Annotated in this window: 11 protein-coding genes and 1 tRNA gene; 4 read left to right on the top strand and 8 right to left on the bottom strand. The window is 63.5% G+C overall.

From position 1 onward, the window contains the following. The first annotated feature begins 99 nt into the window (after positions 1–99). Complete coding sequence (gene ispG, locus ABQY64_RS09215) at positions 100–1365, top strand: flavodoxin-dependent (E)-4-hydroxy-3-methylbut-2-enyl-diphosphate synthase (protein ID WP_016903102.1); 1266 nt, start codon at positions 100–102, stop codon at positions 1363–1365. Next, the gene (locus ABQY64_RS09220) at positions 1346–2044 is read left to right on the top strand and encodes a phosphatase PAP2 family protein (RefSeq protein WP_349780685.1); all 699 of its coding nucleotides are present in this window, start codon (positions 1346–1348) and stop codon (positions 2042–2044) included. The genes ispG and ABQY64_RS09220 overlap by 20 nt, the downstream gene beginning before the upstream one ends. 80 nt (positions 2045–2124) lie before the next feature. On the opposite strand, the gene ABQY64_RS09225 is transcribed toward ABQY64_RS09220, so the two are convergent. From ABQY64_RS09225 to ABQY64_RS09260, 8 genes are all read right to left on the bottom strand, one after another. Then, a complete protein-coding gene (locus tag ABQY64_RS09225) occupies positions 2125–3423 on the bottom strand; it encodes an MFS transporter (protein WP_349780684.1) in 1299 nt (432 codons plus the stop codon). Between the two features lie 165 nt (positions 3424–3588). Next, a complete protein-coding gene (locus ABQY64_RS09230; RefSeq protein ID WP_349780683.1) occupies positions 3589–4293 on the bottom strand; it encodes an aspartate/glutamate racemase family protein in 705 nt (234 codons plus the stop codon). Between the two features lie 140 nt (positions 4294–4433). Then, complete coding sequence (locus ABQY64_RS09235) at positions 4434–5345, bottom strand: DMT family transporter (RefSeq protein ID WP_349780682.1); 912 nt, start codon at positions 5343–5345, stop codon at positions 4434–4436. Then, positions 5339–6391, bottom strand: coding sequence for a UDP-N-acetylmuramate dehydrogenase (gene murB, locus ABQY64_RS09240; RefSeq protein ID WP_228960884.1), 1053 nt, complete (start codon positions 6389–6391; stop codon positions 5339–5341). The genes ABQY64_RS09235 and murB overlap by 7 nt, the downstream gene beginning before the upstream one ends. Further along, complete coding sequence (locus ABQY64_RS09245) at positions 6388–7443, bottom strand: quinone-dependent dihydroorotate dehydrogenase (RefSeq protein WP_039521311.1); 1056 nt, start codon at positions 7441–7443, stop codon at positions 6388–6390. The genes murB and ABQY64_RS09245 overlap by 4 nt, the downstream gene beginning before the upstream one ends. Positions 7444–7448: 5 nt before the next feature. After that, complete coding sequence (locus ABQY64_RS09250; RefSeq protein ID WP_349780681.1) at positions 7449–8216, bottom strand: class I SAM-dependent methyltransferase; 768 nt, start codon at positions 8214–8216, stop codon at positions 7449–7451. A 2-nt stretch (positions 8217–8218) separates the two neighbouring features. Further along, a complete protein-coding gene (locus ABQY64_RS09255) occupies positions 8219–8503 on the bottom strand; it encodes a DUF4190 domain-containing protein (protein ID WP_016903110.1) in 285 nt (94 codons plus the stop codon). A 342-nt stretch (positions 8504–8845) separates the two neighbouring features. Further along, on the bottom strand, positions 8846–10378 hold the full coding sequence (locus ABQY64_RS09260; RefSeq protein ID WP_102252462.1) for an aldehyde dehydrogenase family protein: 1533 nt from the start codon (positions 10376–10378) through the stop codon (positions 8846–8848). A 134-nt stretch (positions 10379–10512) separates the two neighbouring features. Between ABQY64_RS09260 and ABQY64_RS09265 the strand changes: the two genes are divergently transcribed. Together ABQY64_RS09265 and ABQY64_RS09270 are read left to right on the top strand one after the other, a co-directional pair. After that, positions 10513–10589: transfer RNA gene (locus tag ABQY64_RS09265), tRNA-Arg, on the top strand. 1188 nt (positions 10590–11777) lie between these two features. Further along, on the top strand, positions 11778–13052 hold the full coding sequence (locus tag ABQY64_RS09270; protein WP_181141788.1) for an RICIN domain-containing protein: 1275 nt from the start codon (positions 11778–11780) through the stop codon (positions 13050–13052). The last annotated feature ends 25 nt before the right edge of the window (positions 13053–13077 follow it).

The following is a 13077-nucleotide window of genomic DNA, read 5'->3' on the forward strand; positions in this document are numbered from 1 at the left end:
GGGGCGTGGCGGCCTGCGACAAACCGTCGCATCGGCCCGGAAGACGACCCGCGCAGCGCTTCAGCTGTGAGCGGACCGATGACAGGCTAAAATACCGCGATGTACGACGCCGTGACTCGCCCAACCCCTCCCGCCGACGCCACCGCCTGGCCGCGCCGCATCACCCAGGCCGTCAAGATCGGCAGCGTGACTGTGGGCGGCGGCCACCCGGTGGTCGTCCAGTCGATGACCAATACCGATACCGCCGATATCGCCGGCAGCGTCAAGCAGGTGGCCGACCTGTGGCGCGCCGGCTCGGAAATGGTGCGCCTGACCGTCAATAACGCCGAGTCGGCCGCGGCCATTCCGCGCATCGTCGACAAGCTGCGCATGATGGGGATCGAGGTGCCGTTGATCGGCGATTTCCATTACAACGGTCACCAGTTGCTCGCCGCCGAGCCGGCCTGCGCCGAAGCGCTGGCCAAGTACCGCATCAATCCGGGCAATGTCGGCTTCGGCAAGAAAAAGGACCTGCAGTTCGCGCAGCTGATCGAGTTCGCGATCAAGTACGACAAGCCGGTGCGCATCGGTGCCAACTGGGGCTCGCTGGACCAGTCGCTGGCTGCGCAGCTGATGGACGAGAACTCGCAGCGCGCCACGCCCTGGGATGCCGGCCGCGTGCTGCGCGAGGCCTTAATCCGTTCGGCAGTGGATTCGGCCGAGCGCGCGGTGGAACTGGGGCTGGCGCGCGAGCGCATCATTTTGTCGGCCAAGGTATCCGGTGTGCAGGAGCTGATCGCGGTATATCGCGACATGGCGAGCCGCTGCGACTTTGCGCTGCACCTGGGCCTGACCGAGGCCGGCATCGGCAGCAAGGGCATCGTGGCCTCCGCCGCGGCGCTGAGCGTGCTGCTGCAGGAAGGCATCGGCGACACCATTCGCATCTCGCTGACGCCGGAACCGGGCCAGTCGCGCACCCAGGAAGTGATCGTCGCGCAGGAACTGCTGCAGACCACCGGCCAGCGCGCCTTCACGCCGATGGTCACGGCCTGCCCGGGCTGCGGCCGCACCACCTCCGAGTTCTTCCAGGAACTGGCCGGCGTGGTGCAGAACCATGTGCGCGCCAAGATGCCGGAGTGGAAGATCAGCAACCCCGGCGCGGAAAACATGACCCTGGCGGTGATGGGCTGCGTGGTGAACGGGCCGGGCGAATCGCGCCACGCCAACATCGGCATCTCGTTGCCGGGCACGGGCGAGGCGCCGTCGGCGCCGGTATTCATCGATGGCGAAAAAAGCGTCACCTTGCGTGGCGAAAACATCGCCTACGAGTTCATCGATCTGATCGATCAGTACGTCGAACGTACCTATGTCCGCCGCGCCGGCTGAATCGCCGGCCGGTTTCAGGGGATGGCTGCGCAGCAATGCGTGGCGCATGGCGTTGCTGTTTGCCGGCGTACTGTTGCCGTTGGGCTTGTTCGTCGACCTGGCCGACGAAGTCCACGAGCTGGAAAATTTCTATTTCGACGAGCCCCTGCTGTGGAGCATGCGCAGCATCGCCACGCCGGGGCTGGATGCGTTTTTCGGGGTGATCTCCAAGATCGGCTACCAGTACGGGGTGATCCCGGCCGATATCGCGATCGTGCTGGTGTTGCTGATGTTGCGGCGCTGGCGCGAGGGGACCTTTGCCGCACTCGGCTTTGCCGGCTCGGCCTTGTTGAACATGGGCGCCAAGCAGGTGTTCCAGCGCGACCGCCCGAGCCTGTGGGAATCGATCGCCCCGGAGAGCACTTTCAGCTTTCCCAGCGGGCATGCGATGGGCTCGATGACGCTCGCTGCGGTGCTCATCGCGCTGGCCTGGAACACGCGCTGGCGCTGGCCGGTGACCATTGCCGCCAGCCTGTTCGCGGTGCTGGTCGGCGTGTCGCGGATCTACCTGGGTGTGCATTATCCCTCCGACATCCTGGGTGGCTGGTCGGCCGCGCTGGTATGGGTGGTCGGGCTGTATCTGGTGATGTTTCGCGGCGCACGGCGGCCGCATTGGCGTCGCCGTCTGACCTCGGCCTGAGCGTACGGCCGCGCTGACGTCGAACGTTGTGGGCGAAAACGCGGGTATCGAGCATGGCGCAGACAGGCACGGCGTTCGACTCAGTAACGACGTGCGCGCTCCCGGCGCCACAACTGCAGCCCGATCACGCTGCCGATCGCGGCCAGCAGAATCATGTAATACGCCGGGCCCATCGGGTGTTGCTTGAGCAACATCACCACCACCAGCGGGGTCAGGCCACCGAATACCGCATAGCCCAGGTTGTAGGCGAACGACACGCCGGACAGGCGCACCACCGGCGGAAACGCTTCGACCATGACGCGCGGAACTGCCCCCAGGACACCGAGCGCCGCGCCCAGCAGGGCGTACAGCGGAAACAGCAACTGCGGATCACCGGCCAGGCGATAGAACAGCCAGGCGCTGGCGCCCAGGAACACGCTGCCGGCAAGCAGCACGCGTCCGTTGCCGCAGCGATCGGACAAGGCGCCGGCCACGATCGAGCCGATCGCCTGCAGCAGGACCGCAAGCAGGTTGGCCTGCAAGGCGACCGCTGCCGGGTAGTGGTACGCGCTCTGCAACAGCGTTGGCGTCATCAACGACACCACCAGCACCCCGGCGGCCACCATCCAGGTCAGCCACAACGACTGCGCCACACTGCGTGGATGATCGCGCAGCACCAGTTTGAGCGGCGTTTCACGCGCGACGGCACGCATCGCCATCAGCTCGGCGAACACCGGCGTTTCATGCAGCCAGCGTCGCAGATACACGGAAAGCAGGCCGAAGAGGCCGCCGGCCAGGAACGGCAGGCGCCAGGCATAGTCGGCGATTTCCTGCGGGGTGAAAGCGCGATTGATCGCCCCGGCGCTGAGCGAACCGAGCAACACCCCGGCGGCCAGGCCGGCGGTCAGTGTTCCGCAGGCCAGTCCCCTGCGTTGCGCAGGCACGTGCTCTGCGACGAAGACCCATGCACTGGGAACTTCGCCGCCGATGGCTGCGCCCTGCAGCAACCGCATCGTCAGCAGCAAGAGCGGGGCGGCCAGGCCGATCTGCGCATAGGTCGGCAGCACGCCGATGGCCAGCGTCGGCAAGGCCATCAACCCGATGCTCAGCGCGAACATGCGCTTGCGACCGAGCAGGTCGCCGAAGTGCGCCATCACGATCCCGCCCAGCGGACGGATCAGGTAGCCGGCAGCAAAGATGCCGAAGGTCTGCAACTGCCGCATCCAGTCCGGTATGCCCGGCGGAAAGAACAGCTCTCCCAGCACCGTCGCGAAGAAGATGAAGATGATGAAGTCGTAGAATTCCAGCGCGCCGCCCAGCGCGGACAGGGCCAGGGTCTTGTAATCGCCGCGTGTGAGCTGGCTTGCGGGTGCGGTGCCTGTTGCGGGATGGGTCTTCAAGGCATGACATCCTGTGGCAGGTGCTCGCGCGCATGCGCGTGCTGGAGCAGTGAGGTATGAGTCATCCGTGCTATTGCTGCGGCAACGCGCAGCTTGCACGCTCGCCCGCCACGGCCAGGCGCATGCACTTCGGGAAAGGCGCGCTGGCTGCGCCTTCGGTGCCGATCAGTCGCGCACACTTGCGTGCGCCGCCGCTTCGGCATGCAGTGCGGTGGTGTCGAACAACGGCAGCTGCGCATCGCTGCTGTCCACCAGCAGCGAAATCTCGGTACAGCCCAGGATGATCGCTTGCGCACCCTCTTGGCCGAGGTCGGCCATGACCTGGCGGAAATAGCCGCGCGACTCCGGCCGGATGATGCCCTGGCAGAGTTCGTCGTAGATCACCCGATGCAGTTGCGCGCGTGCGTCGGCCGGCGGTACCAGCACCTGCAGGCCACGCGCAGCCAGGCGCTCGCGATAGAACGGCTGTTCCATGGTGAAACGCGTGCCGAGCAGCCCGACCCGGGTGACGCCCGCGGCAATCAACGCATCGGCGGTGGCATCGGCGATATGCAGCAATGGCAGCGGCGTTGCGGAGGTGATCGCATCGGCAACGCAATGCATGGTGTTGGTGCACAGCACCAGGAAGTCGGCACCGCCGGCATGCAGCGCGCGCGCCGCTGCCGCCATTGCCTGGCCTGCGCCGTCCCAGTCGCCGGCGTGTTGCAGGCGCTCGATCTCATGGAAATTGACGCTGTACAGCAACAGCCTGGCCGAATGCAGGCCGCCGCAGGCCAGGCGCACCCGCTGGTTGATGATGCGGTAATAGGGCAGGGTGGATTCCCAGCTCATGCCGCCGATCAGGCCGATGGTTTTGCTTGGAATCGGCATGCCGACCTCACCTTGGAACAGTCAACGAAGTGCGTGCGCATCGCCCCTTCAATGGCCGGGGAGCGCGTACCAGCGCAGTGTACGTCGGCATCGTCGCCACGCCACCGCGCGGGCCGGTCAGGCCGCTCGCAGACGGTCGATCACTCGCCGGGTTTTGCGCCTTCCAGCGGTGCGTGCGTGGCGGCGCGACGCGCCAGCACGCTTTCACGATGGGCGATGTAGACATTGGCGCAGATGATGATGGCCGCACCGATCAGGGTATGGTGTTCGATCGCCTCGCCGAACAGCCACCAGCCCAGCAGCGCCACCAGCGGCAGCTGCATGAAGCTGATCGGCTGCAGTGCGGAGACTTCGCCCAGCTTGAGCGCGCGCGTCCAGAACAGCTGCCCGGCGGTGCCGAAGATGCCCGTCGCCGCCAGCCAGAGCCAGTCGATGCCCTGCGGCCAGCTCCACTGGAACAGTGCCGGAATCAGCGACATCGGCACCCAGAACACATAGGTGTAGAACACCACGGTGTCCGAGTCGTCGCTGCGCGAGAGCTGCTTGATCTGGATCGCCACCACGGCGCTGATCACCGCTGCCAGCAGCGCAATCAGCAGGCCGGGCGTAAAGGTGGACGAGCCTGGCCGCATGATCACCAACACGCCGATGAATCCGGCCGCCACCGCCAGCCAGCGGCGCAGGCGCACCTGTTCGTGCAGCCACACCACGGCCAGCACGGTGACGAACAACGGAGTGGAATACGACAGCGAGATCGCCTGCGACAACGGCAGATGGCCGATCGCCCAGAACCCGCACAGCATCGAAGCCAGGCCGATCAGGGTGCGCGCCAGGTACTGCGGCAATTGCCGTGTGCGCGGCAGCGCCTTGCCGGCGCGCAGGATCAGCGGCAACAGGGCCAACAGCCCGAACGCGTTGCGAAAGAACGCGATCTCGGTGGTGGCGATCGTGCCCGACGCCAGCCGGATGCAGATGGCCATCAGGCCGAAGGCGAAGGTACTGGTGAGCATCCACAGCGCAGCACGTCGTGGTGCCTGCTGCGCTGTCACCAATGCGCTCCGATGATGCGCGGCTCCGGCTCCAGGATCACCGAGTAACGCTCTCGCACCGATTCGGCGATGCGCCGCGCAAAGTCCAGCAGCTGCGCACCGCTGGCGGTGCCGTAATTGACCAGCACCAGGGCGTGATCCGGCGACACCCCGGCATCGCCTTCGCGCCGGCCCTTCCAGCCGCACTGCTCGATCAACCAGGCCGCCGACAACTTGCCCTGGCCGGGCTGCTCACCGGGATACACTGGCATATCGGCAAAGGTGGCCTGCAGCGCGGCAATCTGCTCGCTGGGTAACAAGGGATTCTTGAAGAAGCTGCCGGCATTGCCGAGCACATCCGGGTCGGGCAGCTTGCGCCGACGGATGTTGATCACCGCCTGCGCCACATCGGCGGCACCGGCCAGGTCGGCGCCCATGCTCGCCAGCTCCTCGCGGATGCCGGCGTAGTCCAGCCGCAACTCGTGCAGCAGCGGCAGATTGAATTCCACCGCGACGATCAGATAACGCTCCGGCTGCTGCTTGAACACGCTGTCGCGATAGGCAAAGGCGCACTCGGCCGCGGTCAGCCGCACGAACTGCTGGGCGTGCAGATCGAAGGCGTCCACCACATGGATGAAGTCGCCCACCTGCGCGCCGTATGCGCCGATGTTCTGGATCGGGCAGGCGCCGACGGTGCCGGGAATCAAGGCCAGATTCTCCAGCCCCGACAGGCCTTGCTGCAGCGAATACAGCACCAGCGCGTGCCAGTTGACGCCGGCACCGGCGCGCACGATGGCGTGGTCGGCGTGGTGCGCGATGATGGCGATGTCGCGGTTTTCGAAACACAGCACGCAGCCCGGTGGGTCGCCGGCCAGCAGCACGTTGCTGCCGCTGCCCAGCACCAGCAGCGCTTGCCCGGCGATCTCCGGCGCTGCCAGCGCCTGCGGCAAGGCATCGGGTGCGTGGATGCTCAGCAACCAGCGCGCCGTGGCATCGACATGAAAGGTATTGAGCGCACGCAGGGGCGCGTGTTCGCTCAAGTGCCAGCCGGCCTGCGTTGCATCGCTCATAGCGGCGACACCGCACCGCCGCTGGGCGCTTCGCGGCGGCGACGGATCGCGTCCACGCATTCGCCGATCAGCGGCGGCCCGCGATACACCAGGCCGCTGTAGCACTGCACCAGCGTCGCGCCGGCTGCCATCTTGGCCACCGCATCCGCACCGGAGTTGATGCCGCCCACGCCGATCAACGGAATCGACTCCGGCAGACGCGCGCGCAGGCGGCGCAGCACCAGGGTGGATTGCCCCAGCAGCGGCGCGCCCGACAGGCCGCCGGCCTCGGCAGCCAGCGGATGGTTGGCGATCAGGGTGCGCGTCACCGTGGTGTTGGTGGCGATCACACCATCCACCGCCAGATCGGCCAGCACGCGCGCGGCCGCATCGATGTCGCGATCGTTGAGATCCGGCGCCACCTTCACCAGCATCGGCACGCGCTTGCCGTGTTGCGCGGCCAGGGCTTCCTGGGTGTCGCGCAGATCGGCGATCAGCCGGCGCAGCGCCTGTTCTTCCTGCAGCTCGCGCAAGCCGGCAGTGTTGGGCGAAGAAATGTTAACGGTGATGTAGTCGGCCAGCGGGTATACGCGCTCCATGCAATAGCGGTAGTCGCTGGTGGCTTCCTCGTTGGGCGTGTCCTTGTTCTTGCCGATGTTGATGCCGAGCAGGCCGCCGCGACGCCGCGCGCGTTGCACGTTGGCCACCAGCACATCCACGCCCAGGTTGTTGAAGCCCATGCGGTTGATCACCGCCTGGTATTCCGGCAAACGGAACATACGCGGTTTGGGATTGCCTTCCTGCGGCCGCGGCGTCACCGTGCCGATCTCGACGAAGCCGAAACCCAGCGCGAGCAGCGCATCGATGTGCTCGCCGTTCTTGTCCAGGCCGGCACCGAGCCCGACCGGGTTGGGAAACATCAGACCGAAAGCCGGCGTCGGCAGCGGCACCGGGCGCTTGGCCAGCAGCGGCGTGGTGCCGGTGCGGTAGGCGACATCGATGGAGCGCAATGCCAGCGCGTGGGCGCGCTCGGCATCGAGGGAAAACAGCAAGGGGCGGGCAAGCGAATACATGCGGGTCAGTTCAATCCCCCGGCGAACACCCGGGTCTGGTATTGGAAGTCGATCAGCCCGTCGCGTGCATGCACATCGAACAGCGTGCGCAGTGCGGCGAGCATCGGGACATGGCGTGGGTCATGCGCGAGCGGCGCATACGACGAAGACAACAGCCGGCCGCGTAAGGCATCGAAGTCCAGCCGTTGCACATTCGGAAAGCGTGCCATCGCGCGGAAGCCTTCGCCGAACCACGCCTGCATGGTGGCATCGTCCTGATAGCGTTCGGCCACGGCCGAATAGTCGGTGCCGTAGTCCAGCAGCAGTTGCTCGTAGCCGCGCAGGAAGTCGGTGGTGTCCAGCTCGCGGCTGTTCCAGTAGATCACCGCCAGCCCGCCGGGCTGCAGGATGCGCGCCCACTCGGCACGCACCGCCTGCACGTCGAACCAGTGAAAGGCCTGCGCCGCGGACACCAAGCCGACGCTGGCATCCGCCAGCCCGGTGGCCTCGGCGGTGCCGTCGACCGCGCGGAACTTGGGGAACTCCGCCAACCACTGCTGCGCGGCTGCGCGCATGGCCGGGTTGGGTTCCACCGCCGTGACCGGATAACCGGCCTCCAGAAACAGCCGGCTGGAGATGCCGGTGCCGGCACCGATATCGGCCACCGCGGTGGCCGGCGTCAGGCCCAGCTCTTCGTGCAGCCAGCGCAGCAGCTGCGGCGGATAGCTCGGCCGGTAGCGCACATAGGCCGCGACGCGGTCGTTGAAGCGTTGGGCGGAGGAGGGCGCGGCCATGCTCAACTGTTGGCGGCCGCAAGCCAGGCCAGGCCGCCGAAGAACAGGATGAAGATCGCCACCCCTGCCACCCAGAGCGCGACCGCCAGCCAGCCAAGAATCAGCCCGCCGATGGCCAGCCCGTCGCCGTCCAGTCCCTGCGGATTGCGGCGGATTTCGCCGCGCGCCAGGTGGCCGGTGATGATGGCGCAGAGGCTGCCGAGGAACGGGATCAGCGTCCAGCCGAGAATGCCCGAGACCAGGCTGACGATGGCCATGGCACTGGTCTGTCGAACGACGACGTTCATCATGAACTCCTGAAGTGGCGGCAGCCGACGGCTGGCGTGGGCCGATTATCCCAGAGCCGCCGCCTGAATGGCGTGCCGTCTGCGGCCAGACGCGGTGCGGGGCCGGTTTTGACCGGAATGGGAGGGCTTGCGTGTCTGGTCGCCCCGCTATCGGACCGAGCGGCCGATGAGACGTTGGGTGCCGAGATCGTGCGCGGCTGCGTGGCGCACTGCCAATGACAAAGACATCGGAACCAAGCCGCCGCTGATTGGCTGAGCCGGACGCAGGCGCAACGTGGCGGCCATGCTCCGGTACGCTTGCGACAGCGCGCCGGCTCAATGCCCGGCGCGCCTGCACATCGATCAAAGATCGAACTTGATGCCCTGCGCCAGTGGCAGCGAGTCAGAGTAGTTGATCGTATTGGTCTGGCGACGCATATAGACCTTCCACGCATCCGAGCCGGATTCGCGGCCACCGCCGGTCTCCTTTTCGCCACCGAACGCGCCGCCGATCTCCGCACCCGAGGTACCGATGTTGACGTTGGCGATGCCGCAGTCGCTGCCGGCCGCCGACAGGAACTTCTCGGCCGCCTTCAGGTTCTGGGTGAAGATCGACGACGACAGGCCCTGCGGCACGCCGTTCTGCAGCTCGATCGCCTCGTCCAGCGTGCTGTACTTCATCACGTACAGGATCGGCGCGAAGGTCTCGTGCTGCACCACCGCGTCGCTGTTCTGCAGCCCGGTGACGATGGCCGGCAGCACGAAGTTGCCCGGGCGGTCGATCGCGGTGCCGCCCACTTCGACCGTGCCGCCAGCGGCCTTGGCCTTGGCGATCGATGCCAGGAACTGTTCCACCGCGCCCTGGCTGTTGAGCGGGCCCATCAGGTTTGCCGGGTCGGTCGGGTCGCCGATCTTGCTGTCGAGCTGCTTGTACGCCTTGACCAGCGTGGCCAGCACGTTGTCGTAGATGGATGCGTGCACGATCAGGCGGCGCGTGGTGGTGCAGCGCTGCCCGGCGGTGCCCACCGCGCCGAACACGATGCCCGGGATGGCCAGCTTCAGGTCGGCGGTCTCGTCCAGGATGATGGCGTTGTTGCCGCCCAGCTCCAGCAGGCAACGGCCCAGGCGGTGCGCGACCTTTTCCGCAACCACGCGGCCGATCTGGGTCGAACCGGTGAAGCTGATCAGCGGGATGCGGGTGTCTTCCACCAACTTCTGCGACAGCGCCGTGCCGGCATCGTTGATCAGGAAGAAGATGTCCGGGAAACCGGCGTCCTTCAACGCCGCATTGCAGATCTTCATCGTCGCGATCGCGGTCAGCGGGGTCTTGTTGGACGGCTTCCAGATGCAGATATCGCCGCAGATGGCCGCCAGGAACGCATTCCACGCCCACACCGCCACCGGGAAGTTGAACGCACTGATGATGCCGACCAGGCCCAGCGGCTGGTACTGCTCGTACATGCGGTGGCCCGGCCGCTCCGAGTGCATGGTGTAGCCATAGAGCATGCGGCTCTGGCCGACCGCGAAGTCGGCGATGTCGATCATCTCCTGTACTTCGCCATCGCCCTCGGGCTTGCTCTTGCCCATTTCCAGCGCCACCAGCGAGCCCAGCGCATCCTTGTGCGCACGCAGCGCCTCGCCACACAGGCGAACGGCTTCGCCACGGCGCGGCGCAGGCGTGGTCCGCCACACCTTGAAGGCAGCCTGCGCACGCTGGACGATCAGCTCGTAGTCTTCCGGCGTGGTGGCCTGCACCTCGGCGATCACCGCGTTGGTGGTCGGATTGAGCGGCTGCAGCACCCCGGCGCCGGTGGCCTGCGACCAGGTCGCCTCGCCAAGATAGGTACCGGAATTGGACGCGGCGAGGTCGAGCGCCTTGAGCAGGTCAGCGGACATGGGATCTCCAAAGGTCGGGACGGTCGCGCGGCGGCCAGGGCCTCCCGCGACACGGGTAGCCGCCGATTTTAGCAGGCTCCGCCGACCACCCGCCGGCTTGGCAATCGCAACGATCGTGCGACAATGCCCACCTTGGCCCCGTAGCTCAGCTGGATAGAGCGTCCCCCTCCTAAGGGGAAGGTCGCCCGTTCGAATCGGGCCGGGGTCACCAGGAATCAATCACTTAGCGCTTTCGCTGGTCCGCCGGCACATATCTGCGCATGCTGTGCAGGCGAATGCCACAGCTGCTACCGCTACCATGAACACCGGTGGTGCTGAGCAGTGACAAATATCTAGGTGATTTGACAGTATATTTAATCATACTGGTCTTGCCTGGTATTAATTCAAAAATTTAATGTGATCATTAAGTGGTTGCTTGGTAATATTAAATTCTGCGGGATTTTGATGTGGTGTTGCTCTGGATCTATATCCGGACAGGTGGTTCGAATAGATCGGGTAGATAGTAGAGGCTTGTTTGGCTCATCAAAGCTGTAGCTAATTTTTTCACATGCTATGCGGTGAGCTTGGGGCGATGCTGACTGATGCTTTGATAGATAATTTCAATCCGTCAGGGAATTGAAAGTGCGTGAGGTGATATGGGTGGTTTAATTTTAATTATTAAAATTTCTCTCCGTGCCATCGAAAGGTTGCCTGATATGGTTGCTGGGCCTCGATTCTTTGTGGGTTTCTATTGCGCGATAAATGGTGTGGCTTTAGCTTGATGACCTGTCCGGGACGAGCCCCGAAGAAAATTATGCTGATCGACCGGGTCTTGTGGTTATTTGATAAGTGCGGATCATTGAGCTCTCGCCGCAACAGCAACTTCCGCACGGAGGTGGCCACCAACTTGTCAGTCGTGCCGCCTTTGGTAGCAAAAGCTTTGAGTGCGTGGCTAAATCGACGCGTTCGCGCTCTTTGCGGATGGCAGAGAAGAGAACGAAGGCACATATCTTGCACTTACTTTGTCAGGCGTAGCGGTCGCGCAGGCGAGACCACGCGAGTCGAAGATGATGAGGTTGGGGAGCTACGGACCGTGGAGCTGCGCCAGCCAGGCGTTGTCGCGCCAGTAAAAGGCTGATGATTCATCTCATGGACAAGCCCGGCTGCTAGGGCTGCGATGTGCGACGTTGACATCGGTTGGTAAAAGACGCTGGAAGAGGTAAGACACATCCGTCACGGATGAATTTCGCTTTTGCTTGTCATGCGAAGCATGTCACTATTGCTAGGCCGGTTTTGGGGGAAGGGTCTTGCATCCTTTATCAAATCTCTGTCGCGCACGCAAGGTATTCTTGTGCGTGGTGTGCTTTTGCATAGACCGGTCACGTCAGTAGTCAGGCTTAATCAACTTAGTGGAGCAACAATGAAAGGGATAGTTGGTATTACATTCGCAGTGCTTGTCGCGACATCTTTCCAGGCTTCGGCAATTGGTTCGCGATACACCAATTACAACACTACGACGACAGTTACGTCCTCGAATCCATTTCCGGCTGGCGGCGAGACGGTAACTATTACTGCCAAGGTTTCCGCCCCAGCACTAGGTGTGAGGGTCGGAAATCCCGCAGCTGGCGAGGACATCGGCGGGCGAATCAACTTTTTCGCAAATGGAGTTTCCATCGGGCAGGTGCGAATTGGTGGTGCAAACACCCCAGTTGTAGGCCAGGTTCGTGATTTGGATGAGTCTTGTTATGCTGTCACAGGGGATCCTGCTCGCTGCACATATTATTTTTTCTATGCGCGTGAAGCAAATTTGTCTGTCCGTTATACGCTTCCAATTCAATACAGTAATGTAGTTATCACTGCCTCTTTCACTGGGGACTCCAATTTTTCAAAGGCATCTTCGTCTGCACCAATCACGTTGAAAACACTTCCGGCCTTTGGTCTCATCAAGGGCATGGGAAACAAATGTCTTGATGCAGTCGGCGGCGGTTCGGTCAACGGGACCGAGATTCAGCAGTACTCCTGCAACGAGAACGTGCAGCAGATGTGGAGTATGGTGTCCGGTTCTGGCTACATTCGTGGCGTGCCCAGTGGGCTCGTGCTAGATGTCAAGGATCTTGGAACCGCCAGTGGCACCACACTTCAGCTGTGGAATGGTCTCGGTGCTGCTAACCAGCAGTGGTGGTTCACTAACGCCGCTATCGTAGGCATTGGTGGGAAGGTTCTGGACGCAGTAAATCAATCCAGTAATAACGGAACAAAGCTGCAGATATTCTCTTCTCTCTCTAATGCTGGTCAGACTTGGAACTACGATCCGATCTCCGGGCGGATCACCGGTATCGGCGGCAAGTGTCTGGATGTCGAAGGTGCATCAAACGCGAACGGAACTTTAGTTCAACTTTGGGACTGCAGCGGTGCGCCACAGCAGCGTTGGGAAGTTGGCGAGCACGGAAGCTTGCGCTACGCTGGTAAGTGCCTGGAATCTGCAAATGGTAGCGCTCAGGATGGTAATGTTGTCCGCATATGGGATTGTAATGGTGGCGCCCATCAGGCGTGGCATTTCCTAGGCGAAATCCGTAACGTAGGTAGCAATCGTTGCCTGGCGGATCCGGGTCGAGGAGCTGCCGATGGTGCCCGTACCTATATTTGGGACTGCACTGGTGATGTTAATCAGAAGTGGGATTTTTCGTCTTACTAAGTAATTTTATAATTGCAAAAAGAAA

Origin of the sequence: Xanthomonas sp. WHRI 7065 (genome assembly GCF_040203115.2) — a bacterium.
GTDB classification, from domain to species: domain Bacteria; phylum Pseudomonadota; class Gammaproteobacteria; order Xanthomonadales; family Xanthomonadaceae; genus Xanthomonas; species Xanthomonas arboricola.

Coding starts and splice junctions, on each gene's coding strand:
- ABQY64_RS09245 (WP_039521311.1), bottom strand. CDS start 7,443: ATGTATTCGCTTGCCCGCCCCTTGCTGTTTTCCCTCGATGCCGAGCGC.
- ispG (WP_016903102.1), top strand. CDS start 100: ATGTACGACGCCGTGACTCGCCCAACCCCTCCCGCCGACGCCACCGCC.
- murB (WP_228960884.1), bottom strand. CDS start 6,391: ATGAGCGATGCAACGCAGGCCGGCTGGCACTTGAGCGAACACGCGCCC.
- ABQY64_RS09220 (WP_349780685.1), top strand. CDS start 1,346: ATGTCCGCCGCGCCGGCTGAATCGCCGGCCGGTTTCAGGGGATGGCTG.
- ABQY64_RS09255 (WP_016903110.1), bottom strand. CDS start 8,503: ATGAACGTCGTCGTTCGACAGACCAGTGCCATGGCCATCGTCAGCCTG.
- ABQY64_RS09260 (WP_102252462.1), bottom strand. CDS start 10,378: ATGTCCGCTGACCTGCTCAAGGCGCTCGACCTCGCCGCGTCCAATTCC.
- ABQY64_RS09230 (WP_349780683.1), bottom strand. CDS start 4,293: ATGCCGATTCCAAGCAAAACCATCGGCCTGATCGGCGGCATGAGCTGG.
- ABQY64_RS09250 (WP_349780681.1), bottom strand. CDS start 8,216: ATGGCCGCGCCCTCCTCCGCCCAACGCTTCAACGACCGCGTCGCGGCC.
- ABQY64_RS09270 (WP_181141788.1), top strand. CDS start 11,778: ATGAAAGGGATAGTTGGTATTACATTCGCAGTGCTTGTCGCGACATCT.